Origin of the sequence: Candidatus Mycalebacterium zealandia (assembly GCA_014075295.1) — a bacterium.
Taxonomy (GTDB): domain Bacteria; phylum Desulfobacterota_D; class UBA1144; order Nemesobacterales; family Mycalebacteriaceae; genus Mycalebacterium; species Mycalebacterium zealandia.
In genome coordinates this window covers 265,864-290,100 of record CP046180.1, presented here as the reverse complement: position 1 = coordinate 290,100, position 24,237 = coordinate 265,864, and the positions used below count along the sequence as shown (strand labels likewise).

At 50.5% G+C, this 24,237-nt stretch carries 21 protein-coding genes; 6 read left to right on the top strand and 15 right to left on the bottom strand.

What is annotated here, in order from left to right:
- Positions 1–66: 66 nt before the first annotated feature.
- Entirely contained in the window at positions 67–2,406 is a 2,340-nt protein-coding gene (locus GKS04_01425) for a DUF4131 domain-containing protein (GenBank protein QMU55850.1), read from the top strand.
- Here the strand turns inward: GKS04_01425 and dnaE are convergent.
- The 3 genes from dnaE to GKS04_01410 form a co-directional block, all read right to left on the bottom strand.
- On the bottom strand, positions 2,318–5,809 hold the full coding sequence (gene dnaE / locus GKS04_01420; GenBank protein QMU55849.1) for a DNA polymerase III subunit alpha: 3,492 nt from the start codon (positions 5,807–5,809) through the stop codon (positions 2,318–2,320). The genes GKS04_01425 and dnaE overlap by 89 nt on opposite strands.
- Positions 5,810–5,933: 124 nt before the next feature.
- Positions 5,934–6,188: an RNA-binding protein gene (locus tag GKS04_01415; GenBank protein ID QMU55848.1), complete on the bottom strand. Its 255-nt coding sequence runs from the start codon at positions 6,186–6,188 to the stop codon at positions 5,934–5,936.
- A gap of 124 nt (positions 6,189–6,312) precedes the next feature.
- Positions 6,313–8,775, bottom strand: coding sequence for an endopeptidase La (locus GKS04_01410; protein QMU55847.1), 2,463 nt, complete (start codon positions 8,773–8,775; stop codon positions 6,313–6,315).
- A gap of 190 nt (positions 8,776–8,965) precedes the next feature.
- Here GKS04_01410 and GKS04_01405 point away from each other — a divergent pair, with 190 nt between their 5' ends.
- A complete protein-coding gene (locus tag GKS04_01405) occupies positions 8,966–9,466 on the top strand; it encodes a ferritin (protein QMU55846.1) in 501 nt (166 codons plus the stop codon).
- A gap of 15 nt (positions 9,467–9,481) precedes the next feature.
- Here GKS04_01405 and nadA read toward each other — a convergent pair whose 3' ends face one another.
- The 6 genes from nadA to GKS04_01375 all read right to left on the bottom strand — a co-directional run bounded on the left by nadA (position 9,482) and on the right by GKS04_01375 (position 16,827).
- Positions 9,482–10,414 (bottom strand): quinolinate synthase NadA, encoded by a 933-nt coding sequence (gene nadA, locus GKS04_01400; protein ID QMU56668.1) that lies wholly within the window; start codon positions 10,412–10,414, stop codon positions 9,482–9,484.
- An 85-nt stretch (positions 10,415–10,499) separates the two neighbouring features.
- Positions 10,500–11,375, bottom strand: a complete 876-nt coding sequence (gene nadC, locus GKS04_01395; protein QMU55845.1) for a carboxylating nicotinate-nucleotide diphosphorylase — start codon at positions 11,373–11,375, stop codon at positions 10,500–10,502.
- Entirely contained in the window at positions 11,372–12,952 is a 1,581-nt protein-coding gene (gene nadB, locus GKS04_01390; GenBank protein ID QMU55844.1) for an L-aspartate oxidase, read from the bottom strand. Before nadB ends, nadC begins: the two co-directional genes overlap by 4 nt.
- Positions 12,949–15,594 (bottom strand): [protein-PII] uridylyltransferase, encoded by a 2,646-nt coding sequence (glnD, locus tag GKS04_01385; protein QMU55843.1) that lies wholly within the window; start codon positions 15,592–15,594, stop codon positions 12,949–12,951. Before glnD ends, nadB begins: the two co-directional genes overlap by 4 nt.
- A 13-nt stretch (positions 15,595–15,607) precedes the next feature.
- Positions 15,608–16,255, bottom strand: a complete 648-nt coding sequence (locus tag GKS04_01380) for a methyltransferase domain-containing protein (protein QMU55842.1) — start codon at positions 16,253–16,255, stop codon at positions 15,608–15,610.
- Positions 16,252–16,827, bottom strand: coding sequence for a cob(I)yrinic acid a,c-diamide adenosyltransferase (locus GKS04_01375; GenBank protein QMU55841.1), 576 nt, complete (start codon positions 16,825–16,827; stop codon positions 16,252–16,254). The genes GKS04_01380 and GKS04_01375 overlap by 4 nt, the downstream gene beginning before the upstream one ends.
- Positions 16,828–16,896: 69 nt before the next feature.
- Here GKS04_01375 and GKS04_01370 point away from each other — a divergent pair, with 69 nt between their 5' ends.
- Positions 16,897–17,640: a hypothetical protein gene (locus GKS04_01370; protein ID QMU55840.1), complete on the top strand. Its 744-nt coding sequence runs from the start codon at positions 16,897–16,899 to the stop codon at positions 17,638–17,640.
- A 177-nt stretch (positions 17,641–17,817) separates the two neighbouring features.
- Here GKS04_01370 and GKS04_01365 read toward each other — a convergent pair whose 3' ends face one another.
- From GKS04_01365 to GKS04_01345, 5 genes are all read right to left on the bottom strand, one after another.
- Positions 17,818–18,054 carry a hypothetical protein gene (locus GKS04_01365; protein QMU55839.1) on the bottom strand — a complete coding sequence of 79 codons (237 nt, stop codon included), beginning with the start codon at positions 18,052–18,054 and terminating at the stop codon, positions 17,818–17,820.
- 308 nt (positions 18,055–18,362) lie between these two features.
- Positions 18,363–18,773, bottom strand: coding sequence for a hypothetical protein (locus tag GKS04_01360; protein QMU55838.1), 411 nt, complete (start codon positions 18,771–18,773; stop codon positions 18,363–18,365).
- Positions 18,774–19,436 (bottom strand): hypothetical protein, encoded by a 663-nt coding sequence (locus tag GKS04_01355; protein QMU55837.1) that lies wholly within the window; start codon positions 19,434–19,436, stop codon positions 18,774–18,776. It lies immediately after the preceding gene.
- Positions 19,433–20,086, bottom strand: a complete 654-nt coding sequence (locus GKS04_01350; protein ID QMU55836.1) for a hypothetical protein — start codon at positions 20,084–20,086, stop codon at positions 19,433–19,435. Before GKS04_01350 ends, GKS04_01355 begins: the two co-directional genes overlap by 4 nt.
- Positions 20,087–20,186: 100 nt before the next feature.
- The gene (locus GKS04_01345; GenBank protein QMU55835.1) at positions 20,187–20,366 is read right to left on the bottom strand and encodes a hypothetical protein; all 180 of its coding nucleotides are present in this window, start codon (positions 20,364–20,366) and stop codon (positions 20,187–20,189) included.
- Between the two features lie 36 nt (positions 20,367–20,402).
- On the opposite strand from GKS04_01345, the gene nuoE reads away from it, so the two are divergent.
- Genes nuoE through GKS04_01330 form a run of 3 tightly spaced genes read left to right on the top strand, consistent with a single transcriptional unit; the run spans position 20,403 to position 22,858 of the window.
- Entirely contained in the window at positions 20,403–20,876 is a 474-nt protein-coding gene (nuoE, locus tag GKS04_01340) for an NADH-quinone oxidoreductase subunit NuoE (GenBank protein ID QMU55834.1), read from the top strand.
- Between the two features lie 9 nt (positions 20,877–20,885).
- The gene (locus tag GKS04_01335; GenBank protein QMU55833.1) at positions 20,886–22,223 is read left to right on the top strand and encodes a DUF4147 domain-containing protein; all 1,338 of its coding nucleotides are present in this window, start codon (positions 20,886–20,888) and stop codon (positions 22,221–22,223) included.
- On the top strand, positions 22,220–22,858 hold the full coding sequence (locus GKS04_01330) for a hypothetical protein (GenBank protein QMU55832.1): 639 nt from the start codon (positions 22,220–22,222) through the stop codon (positions 22,856–22,858). The genes GKS04_01335 and GKS04_01330 overlap by 4 nt, the downstream gene beginning before the upstream one ends.
- 8 nt (positions 22,859–22,866) lie before the next feature.
- Here the strand turns inward: GKS04_01330 and dnaB are convergent, their stop codons facing one another.
- Positions 22,867–24,216 carry a replicative DNA helicase gene (gene dnaB, locus GKS04_01325; protein QMU55831.1) on the bottom strand — a complete coding sequence of 450 codons (1,350 nt, stop codon included), beginning with the start codon at positions 24,214–24,216 and terminating at the stop codon, positions 22,867–22,869.
- Between the last annotated feature and the right edge of the window lie 21 nt (positions 24,217–24,237).

Below are 24,237 nucleotides of genomic sequence, written 5' to 3'. Positions count from 1 at the left end.
CCTGTGCTCTGGCGCTTATGCTCGGCATAATTGCCTCGCGGTTTTTAACCCGGGTGGACGGCGGTTTTGTGCCTCCTGCTGGCCGCTTTGGCTCTTGCGGGCGGGAAAAAACGCTTTGCGGTTTTATTCGCCCTTCTTTTTTTTCCGCTTGGAATGGCGTTGCCGCGTCTTTATGAGTCCGGACCGGACCCCGCGCTTTCCGCACTTGAAGGAAAGCGGATAACCGTTGCGGGCTCGCTCTACGAAAACGCTCAGAAACGGCAAAATGGCTCGGTAAAAATCCCGCTCAAAATTGAGAGCGCGACTCACGGCGACCAAACCGCGCCTGTGAACGCGAAGGTCATCGTCTATTCAAACGGTCATGAAAATCTTGCCTACGGCGATGAGATTTCGGTGCGGATTCGCGCGCGTCGGATAACCGGCTTCAAGAATCCCGGCGCTACGGATTACGCCCGCCGGCTCGCGCAGAGCGGTGTGTTTTTCACTGCGTACGCCGAAGCGGACAAAATCAAGCCGCTCGGCTCACGGGAGCGATCCGGCGCCCTTTTGCGTCTTGTGAACGGCTTGCGGCGCGACTACGCCGTTTTCATACGACAAAACCTTCCGAACTCGCAGGCTGAAATTGTGAACGCGCTCTCCATAGGCGAAAAAAGCGCCCTTGACGAAACGCTTAAACGCAAATTCACAACGCTTGGAATAGGACATTTGTTCGCAATTTCGGGATTGCACGTCGGCATCGCGGCGGTATTTTTCTTTATGACGGTCAAGTGGCTACTTAAACGCTCTGAATACATTATGACGCGGTTTGTCGTGCCGCAAATCGCGGCGGGGCTGACGATACCGGCGGTTTTTCTCTATGCCCTGCTCGCGGGTTTTGGAAACTCGTCCGTTCGCGCGGCGATTATGGCGGCGGTCTATCTGGTCGCGATGATTTCGGGCAGACGGGACGACAGAATGAACGCGCTCGCGGCCGCCGCGGTGATTATTCTGCTGTTCACCCCAAACGCGCTGTTTGAGCCGTCGTTTATTCTGTCTTTTTCAGCGGTGGCGGGAATACTGCTCGCCCTGAATCGGTTTGGAGTGAAAAACCCCGAATCCGGAGAGAACAGGACTCTGGCGCGAAAAACCTCGCTCGCGCTCATTGCGGTTGTGTTCACAACGGCGGCGGCGACCATGACGACTCTGCCGTTTGTCGTGAACATGTTCGGGGTCGCGCCGGTTCTTACTTTCCCCGCAAACATAGTCGCGATGCCGATTGCGCTTGCGATGGTGCCTCTGTGCGTTGTTGCGGTAGCGGTCTTTGCCGCCCTCGGTTTTGTGCCGGAGTTTCTGCTCTCGTCTCTGTCGCTTCTCTCGGTCACGCTAACCGCAGTTGCCGAAGCACTTTTCTCCCTAAGCCCCGCGATTTCCGTGCCGCAGATGTCGAGACTGACTTTCGCGCTTTTCTACATGGCGCTTGCAGCCGCGTTTTTTGTGAAAAGGGGGCGCAAAACCGCACAGGTTGCCGCAGCCGTTCTTGTTGTGTGCCTAACCGCAAGCGCGACTTACGACTTCCGCCCTGCGGGAAACGGAGAAACTGAAGCGGCGTTTTTTGACGCAGGGCGCAAGAACATCGCGCTGTTCACATTCACAGACGGCTCAACCGTGCTCGTTAAGGGTGGCTTTTCACGCAAAGCGCGCTCGGCCTTCATCGGTTCGGCCGTTGTCTCTCGCGCCCTGCTTGCCAAGCGGATAACAAAAACGGATCACCTCATTCTGCTGGCAAACGACCAGAGCCAACTCAACGGCGCGGCGGCGTTGATAGAGAACAATAGTGTGGAAAACCTGTGGATAAACGGTGCAAAGTTGAACAATAAATTGTGGAAAACTGTGGAAAACTACGGCGTAACGTGGAAAAAAATCCACAAATCCCCTCCTGTTCATGACATCTCCAAAAACGGCGCGACACAACTGAAATTCCTTCGTTTAGAAGACTTTACGGTCGCCGACTCGCGTTTTCCGCGCCCTGTTATCCTCAAAATCGTATGTGGAAAAACCTCGTTTCTATTGATGGAATCTATCCACAATATCCACAGTGATGTGGAAAAGTTTGATATTGTGGATATTGTGGAAAACCGCGAATTGCGTAGTGATTTGGTGTTTCTGCCCGAAATCACAAAGAGAAACAAAAATGCGCTTTTGCGACTTGTAAGGTCGGCGCGTCCGAGTGTTGTGGTGTGCCGCATGTGCAAAAAGATGTTTGGAGAGAATCCCACTTTTGAAATCCGTGAAACGGAGATTGAGGGAATGGTGTCCGTTTTCACGGACGGGGAGCAAATCACCCGAACGGAGGTTTTCTCTCCGCGCCGCCATTCCGTACCTCAAACGCGAGCGCCCTATCTCCGAGAAGCGACTCAATCTCCCTGACAAAATCTGGAGACGCCTCAACCCCGTATTTACCGACCTCAATGGAAACCGTTTTACCTTCCACTCCGAGGTTTAAATCAACCTTCGCCTCGCCCCGGTGCTGTTTGAAAATGTTTTCAAGTTTGGAGAGGTTTGCTACGTTCGCCGTGCTTTCGTCAACGGAAATGGTAACGCGGGACGCGCGGGAGAGGAATTCCGAAACGGACAGAACCTCTCTGACCTTCATCTGCTTTTTGTCTTCGGGACCGTCAACATTGCCCGTCAAAATCACCGGCTCGGTCTTCTGTTCAAGCAGGTTGCGGCTTTTGGTTATCGCGTCATTGAAAATCACGCACTCAACCGATCCTTTCAGGTCTTCAAGCGCAAGCCGCCCGAACAGCCCCTTGCCAGACTTGGTCGTTTTTATGGCTAGCGAGCGCACGACTCCGGCGATTGAAACCTCTGTTTTGTCTGTCAAAGAACTAAACCGCTCGGTGTCGGCGTGCGAGGTGAAAACTTTCAACTGCTCAGCGTAGCGCGTCATTGGATGGCTTGAAACAAACAGCCCGACCGCTTCCAACTCGTATTCTGCGGTCTGTTCATCGCTCCATCTCTCCGCTTCGGGCAGAACCGGCTTGGTAATCGCACCGGAATCAGACGAAAAAAGAGATGATTGCCCGCCCGCATCTCCCGAAGAGTCCATTGCGGCGTAATACGCGGCGATTGTGTCAAGAGAGTTCAGCAGTTTCGCGGCGTTGCTCTCGAATGAACTCAGCGCGCCGCTTTTTATGAGCATCTCAAAAACCTTTTTTGTTATCCGCTTGGTCTGAACGCGCGCGCAGAAATCAAACAGGTCTTCAAACGCACCACCCTCTTCACGTGCGGCGATTATAGCGGAGACCGCCTCCTCACCCACACCTTTGAGCGCGGAAAGCCCGAAGCGCACGGTCTTTTCATCTACTGGCGTGAACCCTGACATGCTCTCGCTTATGTCGGGCGGAAGAACCTTTATGCCCATCTTTCTGCATTCGGTTATGTGCGCGATGAGTTTGTCCTTGTCACTCGCGGAATCAACCGTCATAAGCGCGCACATAAACTCCGCTGGATGATGCACTTTGAGATACGCCGTCTGGTAGGTGAGAAGCGCATAGGCGGTACTATGGCTTTTGTTGAAGGAATAGCCCGCAAACTTCTCCATAATTTCAAACAATTCGGTGGCTTTTGCTTTTTCTATGCCTTTGTCCAAGGCGCCTGAAACAAACTTCTCCCTCTGCGCCTTCATCTCCAGCGGCTTTTTCTTTCCCATTGCACGCCTCATTAAATCCGCATCTGCGAGACTGTAATTCGCGCAAATGCTCGCCGTCTGCATAATCTGCTCCTGATAGACAAAAAGCCCGCGCGTTTCGCTGAGAATGTCCTCAAGAAGAGGATGCGGATACGAAACCCGCGCCTTGCCGCGTTTGCGTTTGATAAAGTCTTCAACCATTCCACTGTCCAGCGGTCCGGGACGGTAAAGCGCGAGTGCGGCGACTATGTCGTCAAAACTTTCTGGTTTGAGTTTGCGTAGCATTGAAACCATTCCCGATGACGATTCAATTTGAAAAAGCCCGTGCGTTTCGCCCTTGGTGAAGAGTTTGTAAACCTTTTCGTCATCAGTCGGCATATGGTCTATCTCAAGCGTGGGAGCCGAACCGTTTTTGCGGGAGCGTATGAGGTCAACGGTTTTTTGAATGATTGTGAGTGTTTTAAGACCGAGAAAATCAAATTTCACATAACCCAGACTTTCAAGCGCGTGCATGTCAAACTGCGTTACAGTTTCACCGTTGGTGCCTTTGTAAAGCGGCACGCGGTTGGAGATTTTCTCGCTCGCAATAACCACGCCCGCCGCGTGCGTTGAAGAGTGGCGAGTCATATCTTCAAGGTGTTTCGCCATTTCAATCAGCGTGGCAATTTGCTCCGAGCCCTCAACAAGTTTTTTGAGTTCGGGCGCTTCCTTGACGGCTTTTTCTATACTGTGAACCTTGCCGCGAAAAGACGGGATAAGTTTTGAAACCTTGTCCACCTCGCCGTAGGGAATCCCCATAACCCTGCCGACATCACGCACAACCGCCTTTGACGACATTCTTCCGAAGGAGCCGATTTGAACGACATTTTCGCTGCCGTATTTTTCGCTCACATAGTCTATGACACGATCGCGCCCTTCGGCGCAGAAGTCCATGTCTATGTCAGGCATTGAAATCCTGCCCGGGTTGAGAAAACGCTCAAAAATCAGTTTGTGAACCACAGGGTCAACATCTGTTATGCCCAGAGCGTAAGCGGCAAGACTGCCTGCCACACTCCCGCGCCCGGGACCGACCGGAATGTTATTTTCTTTGGCGTATCGCACAAAATCCGCGACCACAAGAAAGTAGTCCGCGAAACCCATTTTGCAGATTTCGTCAATCTCGTATTCAAGCCGCTCGGAATATTCGGCGGAGTTTTCCGAGATTTTGCGGGACGAAAGCCGCTCGGCAAGAAGGCGGGGGGCAAGTTCGCGTAAACTCCGGACCGACGACTCGCCGCCGGCTTCAAACTGCGGAAAGCGGTAGCCCTCATCCTTGAATTCAAAATCACACCTTTCCGCGATCTGAACGGTTCTGTCCAGCGCGTCAGAGAAACCTCTGAGGGTTTCTTCCATCTCCCCGCGCGTTTTGAGGTAAAACCCGTCTCCCGGAAACTTCATTCTGCCTTCGTCTTCAAGCTTTTTGCCCGTCTGTATACAAAGCAGAACATCGTGAGGCTCGTAGTCGTCGCGCCGCAGAAAATGGCAGTCATTGGTGGCGACAAGCGGAACATCAAGCTTTTTCCCCAACTTTTTCAACTCAGAGTTCACGCGTTTCTGCTCATTCACACCAGTCGCCTGAACTTCAAGGTAGTATCTGTCGCCGAAAATCTCTCTATAGGTGGAAACGACCTTTTCGGGCGGGTCAGGATAGCGTTTGAAAATTGCCTGAGATAACTCGCCGCTCAAGCAACCGCTTAAAACTATCAATCCCTCGTTATGCTCCGAGAGCATCTCGTGGTCAACTCTGGGACGACGGTAAAGCCCCTCAAAATAACCACGCGTAACCAGATTTGAAAGATTTGAGTATCCCTTCTCGTTCATGCACAGAACGGTCAGGTGAAAGTTTTTACCGTCAGACGGCTTGTCCAGTTTAAGCGTGGGCGTAACGTAGATTTCACAGCCGATTATCGGCTTCACACCCTTTTTCCTCGCCTTGCTGTAAAACTCGTAGGCGCCGAAGAGATTGCCGTGGTCTGTAATAGCAACAGCGCCCATTTCCAACTCGCTCACCCTGCTAATCAGGTCGTCAAACTTTATAGCTCCGTCAAGGAGCGAGTATTCCGAATGGAGATGAAGATGGACAAAACCGTTGTCTTTCATTCAAAAGATTATATCCGCAGATTACGCAGACAATATCTGCGCTGACAAATAGAAAGAATAATTTCTTGTTTTACCGCTTGCGTTAGCAAACGGAATATCTGCGTAATCTGCGGATAAATAAGAATTAGCGTCTTTCGCTTCTGGGGCGTGCTTGGTTGACTCTCAGGTTTCTTTCGTTCAGAACACTGTCGTTAAGTTCGTTAATGGCGGTTTCGCCTTCGGACTGCTCACCCATTTCCACAAATCCAAATCCTTTTGAATTTCCGGTTTCTCTGTCTTTGATTATGTTCACGCTTACAACTGAACCGTGCTGAGCAAACAACTCTCTGAGCTCATCCTCGGTCGTATTGTAAGACAAATTTCCTACATAGATATTCATTTAATCTCTCCTTCAAGGTTTTTTTTGATTTTCGGACTAATCCGATATAGATAACCTAATCACGCATTAGTGTAATACCTAATCATTCAACTTTCAAGACTATGCGGACTTTGCCGCATAATTTTCAGTTTATTTTTGTGCCGGGCATAATTTCGCCCGCCGGGGTTACGGCAAAACGCTTCAAAATCGGGGAGTCGGAGATTATCGCCTGTGAGAGAACATCGTCCATGTGCTCCACAAATTTTATCTCAACACCTTTTTTAGCCTCTTCGGGAACATCCTCCATGTCTTTTTCGTTTTCAAGCGGAAGAATTACCTTTTTCACTTTTCCGCGTTGAGCAGCGAGGATTTTCTCCTTGAGCCCGCCGATTGGAAGCACCTGCCCGCGAAGTGTGATTTCACCCGTCATCGCTATGTCGCGCTTGATGGGTTTTTTCAGTAACGCCGACACAATAGCCGTAACAATTGCAATTCCGGCGGATGGCCCGTCTTTGGGAGTCGCACCTTCAGGGGCATGAATATGAATATCAACCATCTGGTAGAAATCCCTGTCAAGACCGAGTTGCGCCCCGCGTGAGCGTACATAACTCATTGCCGCGCGAGCCGATTCCTTCATAACGTTTTCGCCTTCAGGTTTGACACCCGTAACGGTGAAACTGCCTTTGCCCGGAACTATGGCGACCTCTATGGTGAGCAGTTCGCCGCCAACTTCCGTCCATGCAAGCCCGGTTACGGCTCCAATCTGGTGGTCTTTGTCTATCTCTCCGTGCTTGAATTTCGGCACTCCGAGATAAGAGTTGATGTTTTTAACAGTTATTCTTATTTTCTGCCGTTTGGTCTCAGTTTTTTTGGAATGCGAACCCGCTTTGTCTTCGGCAACTTTTCTTGCCACTTTTCTGCACAGTTTCGCGATTTCGCGCTCAAGAGTCCTAACTCCCGCCTCTTTTGTGTAGCGGCGTATCATTTCAAGCAGAGCGGGATCATTGACCGACATATAGCCATCTGAAAGCCCGTGCTCCTGAGTCTTTTTGCCAAGCAAAAACTTTTTGGCGATGTGAAGTTTTTCGTCTTCCGTGTAGCCCGGAATGCGAATTATTTCCATTCTGTCCTGTAGCGCCCACGGAATTGTGTGGATTATGTTTGCGGTTGCAATGAACAGCACCTTTGACAGGTCGTAGTCGGCCTCTATGTAATGGTCATTGAAGTTCACGTTCTGCTCAGGGTCAAGACATTCAAGCAGAGCGGACGCGGGGTCGCCCCGGAAGTCCATTCCGAGTTTGTCTATTTCGTCAAGCAGGAAAACCGGATTGTTGGTTCCCGCTTTTTTCATTCCCTGAATGATTTTTCCCGGAAGCGCGCCGATGTATGTTCTGCGGTGTCCGCGAATTTCAGATTCGTCTCTGACGCCACCAAGCGAAACGCGCACAAACTTTCTTCCCATTGAGCGAGCTATTGACTTCGCGAGCGAGGTTTTCCCCACGCCCGGAGGCCCCACGAAACACAGAATTGGACCACGCAGTTTCTCCGTGAGCGAACGCACAGCAAGGTATTCAAGTATGCGGTCTTTGGGGTCTTTCAGACCGTAATGGTCTTCATCAAGGATGGTTTTCGCCTCTTTTATGTCAAGCCGGTCTTTTGTGGACTCTTTTGTCCAGGGCAAATCCATTATCCAGTCCACATAGTTCCGCACAACTGTTGCCTCGGCGGACATTGGCGGCATCATTTTGAGTTTTTTGAGCTCCTTGCGGACGCGCTCCTCAACACTCTTTGGAAGCCCTTTGTCTTTTATTTTGCCCTCAATCTCCTGAACATCGGACTTCATATCGTCTTTTTCGCCAAGTTCCTTCTGAATGGCTTTCATCTGCTCGGTCAAATAGTATTCGCGCTGGGATTTTTCCATCTGACGGCTCACCCTTTTGCCGATGCGCTTCTCTATTTCGAGTATCTCCACCTCTTCCTGCATCTTTTCGTGCAGTTTTTTCAGACGCTCTTCGGGACTTACGGTTTCAAGCAAGTCCTGCTTGTCGCTGATTTTGAGGTTAAGGTGCGACGCGACCGTATCCGACAGCCTGGCGGGATTTTCAATGGCGGAAACCGTTGAAAACACCTCGGCGGGGATTTTTCTATTCAGTTTGATGTATCCCTCAAACGCTTTGAGAACTGAGCGTTTAAGCGCGTCCGCCTCGGCGCTTTCGGGCTCCGAGGTCTCCTGTATCTCTGAAACCCTGACGCGGTAGAAATCCGAAGTTTCAACATACTCCTCTATGCGTCCGCGTTTTTTGCCCTCAACGAGAACTTTCACCGTGCCGTCCGGCAGGCGGAGCATCTGCGCCACTATGCCGATAACGCCGGTAGAGTAAATGCCGTCTTTTTTCGGCTCGTTTTCGCTTGCGTCAATCTGAGTGCAGAGAAAAATCTCTTTATTGGTGTTCTCCACCTCTTCGATGGCTTTGATTGAACGCGACCGGCCGACAAACAAAGGTGCGACCATGTAAGGAAACATAACAACATCCCTAAGCGGAAGCATGGGGATTTCTTTAAGGTTTTTATCCAATTTACGTCTCCCTGCGCACTTTAAGCGCGACATCCCGTATCTGTTTTAAACCACTGCCTAAAGATTATATAATCACGCGCGGAAACATATCAACCACTGCAACAGAAATTATTTTTTCGCGTTGTCGCGGTTTTTTGCCGATTCAAGCCGCACGCGCGGGCTTTTGAAGTTGCCGATTTTTCCCCTTATAGTTTTTGAAGTTTTTTAACAAGGAGGGGCATTGATGGTTATTGGAAAGAAAATGCAAGACGCCATAAACAAGCAGATTAACGCCGAGCTGTACTCATCTTACGTGTATCTGGCAATGGCTGCGGAATGCGAAGCAAACGGATTTACCGGTTTCGGAAAATGGATGAGAAAACAGAGCGAAGAAGAAAACGCGCATGCTATGAAACTGTTTGATTTTGTTCTTGACAGGGGCGGACGCGCGGAGTTGCAAGCGATAGACAAACCAAAATCGTCCTTTGGTTCGGTTAAGCAGATGTTTGAGCAGTCTCTCAAACACGAGCGCCTCGTAACGGACATGATCCACAAGCTTCACGCGCTTTCCATCGCTCAAAAGGATCAGACAAGCGCCGTTATGCTTGAATGGTTCATAGCGGAACAGGTTGAAGAGGAAAAAACCGCGAGCGATATCCTTGACGCTCTGAAACTTGCGGGAACAAACCCCGCCGCGCTTCTTATGCTTGACAGGGAAGTCGGCGCTCGGGAAACGGCGGAATAAAGCGGTTCGCGGGGGTCAGCGCTCCGAGGCGCCGAGCATTCTGTCTATGGGTTTTTTCGCCCGGATGGCAAGATTTTCGGGCACTTTCACCTCGTATATCTCATCGGTGAGAGAGAGCAGGACCTTTTCAAGCGTTATCATTTTCATATATTCACAAACCGCTTCAGGGCTGGCGGGGAAAAACTTTTTGCCGGGGTTGTCTTTGCGAAGGCGGTGAAGCATTCCTGTTTCCGTGGCGACTATGAACTCGTCTCCGCCGTTACGCGCATACTCGGTCATTCCCGAAGTTGAGAGAAACCTCACATCTCCGGCGGCTTCTCCGCCCGAAACGCTGTCATAGAGATAGTGCGTTGTGCATCCGCATTCGGGATGGATAACCACTTCGGCGGCGGGATGCTCGTCCCTGACGCGCTTTATGTCTTTCACCTTGATGCCCGCGTGAACATGGCACTCGCCGGGCCAAATCTCCATTTCCCTGCCCGTTACCCTTGAAACATACGAACCGAGAAAAATGTCCGGCAGGAACAGGATTTTTCTGTCCGGCGGAATGGATTCCACAACCTTGACAGCGTTTGACGATGTAACGCAGTAATCGCTTTCGCTTTTGACCGCCGCCGATGTGTTTACATAAGACACCACGACCGCGCCGGGATGCTCGGTTTTCCACTCTTGGAGTTGCTCAACGGTGATAGTGTCCGAAAGCGAACAGCCCGCGTTTTCATCGGGAATAAGCACTTTTTTATCGGGCGAGATTATGCTCGCGGTTTCCGCCATAAAGTGAACGCCGCAGAAAACGATGATTTCCGCGTTCGTGCTTGCGGCGGTTTGCGACAGACCGAGGGAATCGCCCACATAGTCGGCAATATCCTGAACTTCGGCAATCTGGTAGTTATGAGCGAGTATAACGGCGTTTTTCTCTTTTTTGAGTTCTTCTACCCGCCGGGCAATATCTTTCCTTTCGTCAGACACTTTTAACCCCCGTTGAAAGGGACTTTTAATTATAGCACATTTGGAAAACCGCGCGTGGCGGCGCTCAAATCATATCAAGACTAATGTCCAGCGCGGGCGCTGAATGGGTAAGCGCGCCGACTGAGATTATGTCAACGCCGGTTGAGGCAACCCGCTTCACATTTTCAAGCGTAACGCCGCCAGACGCTTCAGTGAGTATTTTTCCGTCCACAATCCTTACCGCCTCTTTCATCAAATCTACGCTCATATTGTCAAGCATAACGACATCCGCCCCCGCCTCAACCGCTTCCGAAACCTGATGCAGTTCCTTCGCCTCAACCTCAATGGGAAAACGCGCGTAGTTGTGCTCGGACGCGTCAACACCGCTTTTGACCTTCTCTATCGCCTTTTTCACGCCGCCCGCAAGTTTTATGTGGTTGTCTTTTATGAGAATGCCGTCGTAAAGACCGAACCTGTGGTTTCCGCAGCCGCCGAGCCGCACGGCGTATTTTTCAAGTTCCCGCAAGCCCGGAGCGGTTTTGCGCGTATCCACCACGCACGCGCCCGTGCCTTTAACCTCTTCGGCAAAACGCGCCGCAAAGGTTGCTATTCCGCTAAGGCGTTGGAGAACATTGAGCGCAAGCCGCTCGCCCGTGAGTATGTGTTTTTGCGAGCCAGCTATGGAGACGATTTCAGAGCCGGCGGCAAGCACATCTCCGTCAGTTTTAGAGGTTTGCCATTCAAGGTTTTTGTCAAGTTTTTCAAAAACAAGGCGCGCCACATCAACACCCGCAAGAATTCCGGGCTGTTTGGCGCGCACAAGCGCACGGCATGGAACATCGGTTTCAAAAAGCAACTCGGTCGTAACGTCTCCGCTTCTCACATCCTCCTCAACGGCGGCTTCTATGAGGCGGTCAACCTTTTCAAAATCAAGAACGGGCGGTTTTCTTTCGTTCTTCAAAGTTCCTCCAACCGGGGTTTCAGCCCGCCCGAATTCTTGCCGAAAACGCTGTGTTTGCAAAATTCCGGGTCGGTTTCGGGAAAGTCGCGTCTTATGTGAACCCCTCTGGTTTCCTCTCTCAGAAGAGCCGCGCGCGCCATCATAAGGCAGGCGGTCGCCATCGCGGCAATCCGGTCTCCCCTCCATCCCGCAATATCCTCCGCCTCGCCGAGCGCAGTTTCAAGGTCTGCGATAAAACTTTTCATCTCACCCGCCTCTCTGACTATGCCGAGAAGGGAATCGGCTTTTGACACAATCGTCCGTATGAGTTCGGGATACCTTTCGGCGTTTTCCCCGCCCGAACGCAAAACCGGACGCGGGGGAAGGTCTCGCGTGACAGGTGCTGTGTTTTCCGCCGCGCCGTGCGCCGCGCGTTTTGAAAAAACAAGACATTCAAGCAGGGAGTTGCTCGCAAGGCGGTTCGCGCCGTGAACACCCGCGCAGGCGGTTTCGCCGCAACAGTAAAGTCCTTTCAAACTTGTTTCGCCGCCGAGTCCGCTTTTCACTCCGCCAATTGTGTAGTGTGCGGCGGGCGCGACCGGAATTGGCTCCGAAATACAGTCAACGCCGTTTTCAAGGCATCTGCGGTATATGTCGCCAAACCGGTTTTTTATAACTTCGGGTTTCACGTCCGCAAGGTCAAGACAGACAAAATCCTTTCCCGATTCGCTCATCTGCAAATGTATCGCCTTTGAAACCGCGTCTCTGGGCGCGAGGTCGCCGAGCCGGTGGCATCCCGCCATAAACCCTTCGCCGTTTTCATCAACAAGGCGCGCGCCCTCACCCCTGAGCGCTTCGGATATGAGAAAACATTGTCCGCTTCCGGAATAAAACGCGGTCGGGTGAAACTGCACAAACTCCATGTCCATTATCTCCGCGCCCGCCTCGTAAGCCATACGTATTACCTCGCCTTTGGCGGCTTGCGGGTTTGTTGTTCTGCCGAAAAGCGCGGCGGCTCCGCCCGTGGCGAGAATCGTTGAGCGAGCCAGCACCGCGCCGGGCTCACGGTCCGGACCGACAGTCCATGCGCCGAAACAACTGTCTCCCGAAGAGATCAAGCCCTCAACCTCGGTTCCCTCGAAAAGCGCGACGCCGCTTTCCTTTTTAACGGACGAAATGAGAAACTCCACCATTTTTCTGCCGGTTGCCGCACCGCCCGCATGCAAAACGCGCCGCTTTGAATGCCCGCCTTCAAGCCCCAAATCAAAGCCGTCACGGTCCGAATCAAACTCCATTCCGAACTCCGCCATCTCAATCACCCGCTCCCTGCCCTCGCGGACAAGAATCTCAACCGCCTCCGGAGAGCACAAACCGCAGCCCGCTTTGAGCGTGTCGTCCGCGTGAAGAACGGTTGAGTCCCCAACGTCAACAGCGGCGGCTATTCCGCCCTGCGCCCAGTATGAGTTGCTTTCTTTGAGGGTTGTGCGGGTAACAAGCGCAACCTTTGAGCCGTAGGAAGCAGCGGAGAAAGCAGCGTAAAGCCCTGCAAGGCCGCCGCCTATCACAAGAACATCAGTTTCCAGAACCTGTTTGCTCACTTCACAACGCTCTGAGGTTTGGAGCTTATCACTTTAAGAAGCGCCTTTTCGAGTTTCTTAAGAATATCGGGGGTTTCCACTTTGCGTCCACCGCGCCGCGTAACATAGAAAACGTCAAAAACCTGCTCCGCCCGCGTTGAAACCTTGGCGTAGATTATTGACAAATGCATGTCTGAGATAACGCTTGAGATTTTGTAGAGAATGCCCGGTTCGTCTTTGGCGACAACCTCAACAATGGTTGCCCTGTCTGATGAGATGTTATCAAAAAAGACGCGCGACGGCTGTTGCGGCACGGTTTTGCGGTATGAGGAGTTTTTTTCGCGCCTTTTCAAAACCGCTTCCAAATCCAGTTTTTCCGAAAGCGCGTTTTTTATGTCATCGTTGAGTTTCTTCCACAACCCCGGGTCATCAGACGCGGACTTGCCGAGTTTGCTCACATACAGAATATCCAGAACATTGCCGTTTGAAGAGCACTCCGCCCTCACGCTCATTATGTCCAATCCGTTCGCGCTCATCGCCCCGCAAAGAGTGCGGAAAAGTTTTTTGCGGTCTTTCCCCCAGAAAGTGAACTCGTCAAAGCCCTCTTTTTCGTGGTGAATAACCTGAGTGGCAATGCTCCCGCTCCGACCCGATTTCATCAGGCGGAAATGCCTTTCCATATCAAGGGGTGAATGGCTGAACAGATACGATTCGGGCATGGTTTTGATAATGCGCGCCGCCTCTCTCTCTGAAATCATGCCTTCGGAAACGCGGGCGATTTCCGAACAGACCATCTTTTTTCTCGTGTCAAATGAGCGCAACTGACCGACCCGCCCGCTCTCAAAAATCCGTGAAGCGGAAAAAAACAACCGCCTCAAAAGCATCCCCTTCCAGTTATTCCACACATCGCCGACCGAGCGCAAATCCGCGAAAGTCAGCACGTAAAGAAGCGCGAGACGCTCCTCGTCTCCAACCGTGCGGGCAAACTTTGAAACGAGTTCAATGTCGTTTGTGTCCTGCTTTTGCGAAAAATCGGACATAACCTGATGGTTTTCAACCAGGAACTCAAGAACTTCGGCGTTGCGCCCCGAAAGCCCCATCCGGCGGTTGATTTTGCGCACCATATCCCTGCTCGCGATTTCATGGCGCGTTCCTGAAACGCCCTTGCCAATGTCGTGAAAAAGGCACGCGAGATAGAGAATGTCGCGGCTGACGACCGATTCGGCGGCTTTTGTGAGAAGCGGAAACTCTTCTTCTCTCTTGTATTTGAACAGTTCTTCCACCTCTTTCACGAGGAAAAGCGAGTGAATGTCCACCGTGTAAAGGTGGTAGGCGTTGTGTTGCATCATGCAGACGATTCTTCCGAACTCCGGTATGTAATGGGCGAGAAACCGCAAGCGGTTCATCAACGACAGCGTTTTGTAAACATTTTTACCGTTTTTGAGAATTCCGATGAACACGCGGTTGAACTCCGGGTCTTTTCTGGTTTTTTCGTCAATGCGCGGCGATTGCTCCCTTATGAGCCCGCGCAGATACGGACTCATTTCCGCGTCATGCCTGTCCACGTATTCAAACACCCTTATGAGGTTCACGGGAGTTTCTCTGAAAACATTTTTTCCCTTAACAGACAAAACCCCGTCGCTGATTGTGAAGCCGTTTTCAAGGTGCCGGATTCTCGCGCCGCACCGCACCGGTTTTCCGGCAACCTTATCAACCATGCGCTGAAACTGCTCGCTCACAAACCCCGCTCTCAGATAGTAAATCCTCATAAACTTCTCAACCGCCTTCATTGATGAGGAGTCCGCATGCCCGAAGAACCGCGCCACGCTGTCCTGAAAATCAAAGGTGAGTTTGTCCTGCCGCCGTCCCGTCAGGTAGTGAAGATGCGAGCGCACGAGGAAAAGAAAACTCATACACCTGTTCGTAAGCCGCGCCTCTTTTTCACTCAGGATTCCCTCGGCGAGCAAATCGTCAAATGTTTTGATTTTGTATTTCGCCTGCCCCAGCCAGAGAATCGTGTTGAGGTCTCGCAGCGCGCCCTCGGCTTCTTTGACGTTGGGCTCAAGCATCCACACCGAACTGCCGAACTTTTTTCTGCGTTCAAACGCTTCGGCGAGTTTTTCATCAATAAAACGCGCCGAACACGAGGACACAATTTCGGCGGACAAAATCCGCTCCAAATTCTCACACTGTTCACGGTCGCCCGCGATGTAGCGGTTGTCGAGATGTGATGTGAGAGACACAAAGTCCCGCGAGCACAAATCGACGCAATCGTCAAGCGTTCTGACAGCGTGCCCCAAATCCAGCTTCAAATCCCAGAGCGGATAGAAAACCTTCTCGCCGATTTGCGCGGCGGCGTCTTCAAAGCCCGGTTTGTGCAGAACGAGAATGTCCACATCTGAAAACGGGCACATCTCGCGCCTGCCGTAACCGCCCAGAGCCACAAGCGACACCCCTTCGGGGATTTTGCCTTTTGAGTCCGCGGCGGCTTTTTTTATGAAGGAATCAACAAGCGCCGTCCTTTCGCGGGCGAGTTCAATTCCTGCGGACATCCTGTTGCGCGGAGCGAAGGAGAAATGCTTTTTCTCTATGCTTTTCGCGCCGCGCCGGTAAAACTTTGCCAGTTTTTCCGCCGCCGTTTTGTCCGTTGTGCCTGTCGCCATATCTGCGAAGCCGTCAAACCAGTTTCAAACTCACCGAAATTCCGTCCCTTAAAGGAACCTGAACGGTGAGAAAATCCGGGTCGGACACGGCCGTTTTGTTGAATTTTATTATTCCTTGCGCGGCGGGCGAACCGTCCGGCAGCGCGGCTTTGCCGTCCCAGAAAGCGTTGTCCGCCAGAAAAAGCCCGCCTTTGCGAATCTTTCCCCGGGCGGCGGCAAACGCGGAAGGATACGCCTCTTTGTCTATGTCGCAGAAAACTATATCAAACTCGCCGCCGGTGTTTGTGAGAATGTCAATCGCGTCTCCGGTAAAAAACCGAACCTTTTTTTCAAAACCCGCTTTTTTCATAAAACCGCCCGCGAGTTCGGCGTTTTCGGGCGATGTGTCCGTGCAGATAACATCGCCGCCCGCCGCGCGGGCAAACCAGTAAGCCGAATACCCAAAGCCCGAACCCATTTCAAAAATCCTTTTCGCACCGAGCAGAAGCGCCTGCTGAAAAAGAAACCTGCCCGCCAGCCGACCCACAATTGGAAAATCGCGCTCCCGCGCCAGTTCTTCCATTTCAAGCACGGTGTCGCAAACAGGCTGCGCGGACTCCGCGAGCGAGCCCATATAACGTTCTATTTCAGGGTGAACAATTTCCAGTTTCCGCTCGCTCAAGGTTTTTTACCAAAATCAACCGAAACCTCGTTAAATCCGTCATTTTGGTTCGCCGCACGGGCGAGAACAAAAAGCAGGTCGGACAGGCGGTTCAGATAAACAACCGCATCGGAACCGGTTTTTTCTTTTTTCAGAAGGGTAACCGCGCTTCTCTCCGCCCTTCGGCACACCGAGCGCGAAATATGAAGAAGCGCCCCCGCGGACCCGCCCGCCGGAAGAATAAACTCTTTGAGAGATTCCATGTCTTCAAGAAAGCGGTCTATCCATTTTTCAAGTTTTTCGGCGCGCGCTTTTCCGGTTCTGGGCGCGTCAACATCGGGCGGGCTGGCGAGGTCGGAGCCGAGAATGAAAAGGTCGTTCTGAATTTCGGAGATAATCGCGAGGATTTCGGGGTTTTCGCAAAAAGCGCGCGCGGCTCCGAGAGACGAGTTCAACTCGTCAACATCGCCATAGGCAATAACCCGCGCCGAATCCTTGCGCGCTCTGCCACCGCCTATAAGCGCGGTTTCGCCCGCATCTCCGGTCTTTGTGTAAACCCGTGTTATGCGTTTTTTTGCCACTGCGCAAAGCATAGCCCAGCGGGTTGGTCAATTCAAACGGCGAGTATTGCGTAAACTGCCGACAGCGTGTAAAATTTTGTTATGAGAAAACAGATTGCCGTATTCGCGCTTGTTATTTTGCTTTGCGTTTTTCCCGCTCATGCGGCAAAAACACCGGACCCTCTGCCCGGGCCGCAACTCGTAACAAACGCATGGATGTTCATCGCGGCATACAAGTCGGACCCCGAAATGCTGAAGTCTCTTCTTCCCGAAGGGCTTGAACCGCACCCGAACGGGCACGTGGTTATCAACATGTACACCGTTCCGAAAGATTCACAAACTTCCGGCTTCGGCGCCTACACGCTCACCTATCTGACGGTTGAACTCAAAGGGCACGATTCCTATGTTATGGACAGAAACGCGGGCTATCCCGGCAGATACTTCGTTTATTACTTCAACAGTTCGGAAAAGATGAGAAAGTTTGCGCAAAGCGCGGGAATTCCAGCCGAAGAGGGAATGACGCGGACGCGTGTGAGAAAAGGAAAACTCAAAACAAGCCTCAAAGTCGGCGGCAAAGCATTTATCAAAGCCGAAGCCAAAGTTACGGGCAAACGGCTTGAAAACCCCGAAGGCGGGCATCTGAACTACTTTGGAATGAAAGACGGCAAAGTTGTCAAATATCCTATTCCCTACCTCGGCTCAATAAAGGCGATAACAAATCCGAAAATCAAAATCACTGCGCCCGAAGGTCATCCTTTGAACAAACTCAAACCCATAGCCGACCCCACATGGGCGGTCTGGATGAAAGGCAGTTTCGTCTATCCACAGTTTCAAGTTGTGAATTAGGAACTTTCCGCCGGAGTTTTCTGAAAGATTTTCAGAGTCACGTAGTAGCTCACATATTCAATAATCACCTTGCGGGTTTTTCGGTCAATTTCGAGCCATTGCTCACTTGAAAGCGCTGGGTTGTCTGCAAGTTTGCCAAACTGTCCCGATTTTATGATTTAACGACCTTCCTCACTGTCAACAACCGCCATAAGAACATTGAATTTCATCCTCGCTGAGCTTTATTGCCGCAACTCCCTTTTGCACCTCATCAATTAAAAGTTCCCGCCTGTCTTTAAGTTTGCCTATTACCCCGAAAATAAAACTCCAGAACCTCACGGGTTTGAAGAAGGCGGTCAAGATTGGTGGAATAGAGGTATTTACTGTCAATTTTTTTAAAGGCTCTAAACCTTTGCAACCCTGATTAAACGCCATCTCAACTCTATTTATGGCTAAAGAGTGAGTGCGCGAGTGGATAAAATCACCGAATTTGCGGGAACAATTTTCGCTGATGATTTTCCAAACCGAGAGAACTTATCATTCTATCGGTACTATCAATATAATCATTTTGTAATCGCCCCAAGTCTTTTGAGGTAATCCATTTTACATCACCTTCCCAGTATTCTTTGACTGATGTTTTAGGCGCCGCCATTTACAATTTTTGCTACCTCCCCCAACTCCACCATTTGCCAGTTTTTATTTGTAGTCATTGGAGGGTTGTGGGAAAGTATTTGAGGAAAATGTTAATCAACTGCGGGGAAAATGTCTTTGGTTTTGATTATGTTTGCCAATTCAAGAGTTTTGTGCCTATCCTCGTCTCTGGAAACAACAATTCCAGCGTAAGAAGGGTCAATGCGTTGAGACTTGCTGACAACATTCGAGCCTTCAATTAAATTCTTTACTTTGCCTACATTAGCCCGTGCAAATCTACCGTTCCCGCTAAGGGTCAAACTGTTCTTCTTGATTATGAACTGCCTAATCGCTTCTATTTGTTTGTCTGGTGAAGTGATTTTAGGATTGTGCTCCATCCAATTTACAGAGAGATAATTTTCTCGTGGACGAAATTCAAATGCAGACTCTTGTGGCACACCATTATCAACCTTCGAGGGTCTGCAATACCTAAGAACATGGTTGGCGTCGGGAATTTCAGGCAATTATTTTCTCCATTTGTGAACATCTAGACCCCGCAGTGCAATGATGACATCGTCCTTCGTTCCTCTGCCGTTGTGTCGCGACTTATTGCTCGGAATTACTGAAGGACCAATTAAAGCATAAGAAAAATTGCCATCATTCAAAGGTTCCACCAAAAGATGTTTGTTGTCAGCAATCCTCCACCCGACAGACAAAGTGCCTTCAGAAAAAAGACCGAGACCGGGTTCTCCCAAATATTGAAAACCAGCAATAAAAGATAAAAATCCTTGTGCGGATTTTAAAGAAAGAGGTTTTTGGTCTTCTTCTTCGGAAACATCGTAATTATGCAAAAAAAGCAATCTTTCTGCATTTTTTGAATAACCAAGCGAATTTAGGGCTTGAACAATTATTCCGATTTCCGACTCGGTGGCAAATCTTTGTAAAATGGCTTTGTACGTTTCATCAAATGTTTCTACGCTTTCGGATGTATACACATTCTTGCCTTCTGACTCCCCAACTCCAGCCGTATTTTCAGGTTCACTTGCAATACTCGGAACGAAAGAACCACTTGGGGAATCTGCTGTGGAAAGGTGTCCCCTAGAGTCTTTTTTTTCAATATGCCTCAGATTCATACAGGCCCTATTCAATATCGCTTCTTCCTGAATTGATGCCGGGGAGGTACTCATTTCAAATCTCCAATGAAGTAACTATCCAAGTGTTTTTTTAAAGTTGCCTGATTTTTCTTAATTTTGCCAAGAACTGAACGGATTGATTTCACTTTATTTTCCGCGTTTTTAATATCCGTATGGAAATTGCAACCCACACTAATCCTGCCAACAGGCAAATTCTTAGTGTCAAGAAAAAAGGTGCAATCAGAACCAACTTGAAATCCTAAATTTCTTGGGAAGATTTTATTTTGCCATTTACCCTCTTTCAAAAAACGCCTTTTAAACCAAGTGAAAACAACCTCTTGGTTTTTGAATTCAAAAAAGATGTGCCAATTGATTCCTATTGCATGATAAGGAACATGAAGAAGAACCTCAACAAATTTTTTGGTGCAATTCTGAATCAAATAAGAATCTTTGAAATCACCTTCAACCCTTTCTTTAATTGTACATCTCTCAGGGTTAACATCCCACTGAACGCCGTTTTTGAAAGAGACAATGGAATTGACGGGCGTGGTCAAACTAGGTTGGTTATCAGCTATCTCCCAATCACTGCCCACTATGTCATGATTTTTCAAAAAATCAGGATTCACTATGGTGGGGTTGTGGTCTTTCGCAAGTATCACAACCGAGACACTACTCAACTTAATTTTAAATGGGATTTCAGGCATCTGAAAGACCTCCACTCAGGTGGTCTTGCTCCTAGAAGTCATATACTGAGACGCAACTTTATACAACGGGTGGGGCTTATAGTCAATTAGGCAACAAATCTCAACTTACGATTTTTTTGACATCCTCCATCAGTTTGGCGGTTTCAGAGTCAATCTTTTTCATTTCTTTGTATATTGCTTTCGGAGAAAGCAACGGGGCGGCTTCCGAGGCGAAAGGATTTCTGACCGACAAATCAAATGTTTCGGTGTCAACATCCTCAATCTTGACCGCCCATTCCAATCGTATAGTTTTACCGCTTGAAAAGAGCGGACTGCAATGCCCCTTCCCGGTGAGACAAGAGCAGAAATAGAGCAAATCGCGGAGAAAGCGGAAACACCGCGTTCGGGGCTTATTCCGGCTTTGTGGGCGGTTCAGAAACGGCTCGGCTGGCTCAGCGAAGAGTCAATGGTTGAAGTCGCGGAAATTCTGGACATCACACCTTCAAGCGTCCAGAATGTTGCCACCTTTTACACAATGTTTTTCACAAAACCGATAGGCAAGCACATCGTCTGGGTGTGCAGAACGCTCTCATGCGCTCTTAAAGGAGCGGAGGAAGTGGAGAGTTACATCTACGAAAAACTCGGAATTTCATCGGGTGAAACCACACAGGATGGCAAAATAACCGTTATGGAGGCAGAATGCCTCGCGGCTTGCGGCTCGGCTCCGGTGATGCTTGTTGACAATACTCTGCATGAAAATCTGACACACGAATCGGTTGACAAAATTCTGGACGACTTGAGAAGCAAATAGGCTCAAACAATGTCAAACAAAACCCTCAGAAAAGACGCGATGAAGATTCTGGACGCCGCAATTGAGGCGGTCAATCCCGAACGGTGCGTGCTTGAGCATGTGTCGATCAAAGGAAACTCTCTCAAAGTGGACGGAAAAATCTACGACCTTTCGTCATATGGCAAAATCTTTGTGGTTTCGTTCGGCAAAGCCGCGGCGGCGATGGCGGCGGCGGCGGAAAAACTTCTCGGCGACCGCATCACGGACGGAATTGTTGTTTCAAACTCCGTGCCGCGCGAAAAGTTCTCACGCTTGAAGTTTACGCTTTCAAGCCATCCCGTTCCCGATGAAAAAAGTTTCCGTGCCGCACGCGAAATAATGACTTTGCTTGAAAAAACCGGAGAAAAAGATTTGGTGCTTTTCCTCATATCGGGCGGCGGCAGTTCAATGCTGGCGATGCCGCGCGAAGGGCTGTCGCTTGAAGACAAGCAGAAGGTTACCGAGCAACTGCTGATTTCCGGCGTGGACACATACGGGCTCAACACCGTAAGAAAAAAACTGTCCAGCATAAAAGGCGGAGGGCTTTTGAAACAGGCGCTTCCATCCGAGGTTTTGACGCTTATTCTTTCTGATGTCGCGGGAGACAACCTTGAGATGATATCGTCCGGTCCCACCGTTGAGGACACCACCACCTTCAAGGAGGCGTGGCGTGTTGTTGAAGCGCTGGGCGTTGAGCATCAGATTCCGCCTAAGGTTGTGGTTCATCTTGAACGCGGTCTTAAAGACGAAAAATCAGCGCGGGAAAGCATTCCCAAAACCGCGCGCGTTCGCACGGTTATTGTGGGAAACAACGCCAAATGCGTGAGAGCGGCGGAGAAAAGAGCGCGTGAACTCGGCTACTCAACAATCGGGCTGTCGTCTCAGGTGAAGGGCGAAGCGAAAGAGGTTGCCAAATGCGTGGCGGCGGTCGCGCTTGACATTGAGCGTTTCGGCAAGCCCGTCAAAATGCCAGCTTGCGTAATCTTCGGCGGTGAAACAACCGTGAATGTGAGGCAGAAAGGCAAAGGCGGCAGAAACACCGAAACCGCGCTGTCGTTCTGCATGGAGATTATCGGACATGAGAATATAGTGGGGCTTTTCGCCGGAACAGACGGAATTGACGGACCTACTGACGCTGCGGGCGCGATATGCGACGGCTCTTCGCGTCTGCTCGCCAGAAAACGGGGAATCAGCGCACGCGATTACCTTATGGCGAATGACTCCTACACATTTTTTGACTCTCTCGGAGACTTAATCAAAACGGGACCCACGGGAACAAACGTTATGGACATCGGGATTGTTCTCGCCGGACCGCCGGGGAAAGCATGAGCGCTCAAACAGACCTTGACGCTCTGGTGGACGGCGCCGGGAAGGAGCGCGTGGAAGCCGCCATGAAAATCGCCCGCAGGGAGTGGGGCAAAATCGGTTCAAGTCTCCGAATGTGCGGTGAGACGGGAGATTTTGACCGGAACGAATTCATGATAGGCGTGATAGACGAGGATGTGATAATTAAAAGCCCGCTTTCGTGCGCGACAAAATCCGTTGACGTAAACAGCCCCACTTACTACCCGATGTATTTCGTGAAAAACCTGATTGAGATGGACGAACTTATGCCCGAGCGCGGCTACCGTACTCCGCAGGCTCTTTACTGCCACATTGAACTTGCGGCAAAAGCCGCCGAAGCGCTGGGCTTGACCGGCACAATAGCAATGGGTTTTGCATGCGGCTACGCGGTCGCACGCACGGGTTGGACGGCGGAAAAAGGACTGCGCAGGAAGCGGCAGTTCTTCCTTGAAACTTTCTTTGAAGGATGGGAGAAAAATCACGACTGGAACCCGGAATGGGACTCGGTTGGCAACCGGTTGAAAAAAATCTTTGACAAGTTCTGTCAGTGGCAGAAAGACGGTGAACTCCACGAAAGGGAAACCGCCGAGGACAGAAAGATAAAACCCTTGCTTGTGTGAGCGCGGGCTTATTCGTAATATTCGTAGTTGTCGTAAGAGGGTTCGGCAAATCCCGGAACGCCTTTCCCTTCAAGAAACGTCAGCCTGGCGGTGCCGAGGGGCCCGTTTCTCTGTTTTCCGATTATGATTTCCGCCTCGCCGGTTTTCTTGTCTTCATTACTTTCATAGAAATCAGGGCGGTTTATGAATATGACCACATCGGCGTCCTGCTCTATCGCGCCGCTTTCGCGCAAATCTGAGAGTTGCGGACGGTGGTCGGAGCGGGCTTCGGTCTGACGGCTTAACTGCGAAACCGCGATTACGGGCACATTGAGTTCCTTGGCGAGCGCTTTTAGCGAGGACGAAATCTGTGCAATTTCCCTTTCCCGGCTTTCCGCCCTGCCGTCTCCGCGCATAAGTTGCAGATAGTCAACAACGACAAGGTCAAGCCCCTTGTCTTTTTTGAGCCGTCTGCATTTGGCTCTGATTTCAAGAGCCGTTTGCCCGGCGGTGTCGTCTATGAAAATTCCCGATTGCCCGAATCTGGTAAACGCGTTGGTGATCATGTCGTCGTCGGATTTTTTAATGTGTCCGCCCCGCAAGTCCGAAAAACTGACTTGAGACATCATTGAAATTATTCTGAGCACAAGCTGGGTTTCTGTCATTTCGAGCGAAAACACGGCAATTTTTTTGCCGAGGTGAACTCCCGCATTTTCGGCTATGTTGAGGCACAAAGAGGTTTTTCCAAGACTTGGGCGCGCCGCGACCACAATCAAATCCGCAGGTTGCAGCCCCGAAGTCAGTTCGTCTATTTTCTTAAATCCGGTTGACAGACCCGTAATAACGGCCTTCTTTTTCTGCGCTTCTTCAACGTGCTTCATTGTTTGTGCGGCAAGTTCGTGCGGAGGAGTGAAAGCGGCTTTCACCCTGTTTTCGGCAATGCGCATTATTTCACTCTCGGCGATGTCAAGAAGTTCGTCCGGGGTTACACCGTTGCCGCCGCGCCGCACAATTTCGCCGCCCGTTTTGATAATCTGACGGAGCAAAGAGGTGTCTTTTACGTTTTTCGCGTAGTAGGCGACATTGGAAGTGGTGGGAACCACATCGGCGAGCAAGGTCAGATACGCGCTTCCTCCCACTTCGTTCAAATTCCCGTTTGAAGATTTCAGGTGTTCCGAAACGGTCAGAACATCAAGGGGCTTGCCCTCTTTGTCCAGTTCAATCATCATTTCAAGGATTTTTTTGTTGGACTTTGTGTAGAAATCTTCGGGGGTTACGATTTCAAGAACCTCGTTTATGCACGAGTTTTCAAGCATAATTGCGCCGAGAACGGCTCTTTCGGAATCCTCACTTGTAGGAACGCCGGCATTTACGGACATCTCACCCCTCCGGCGAAAAAA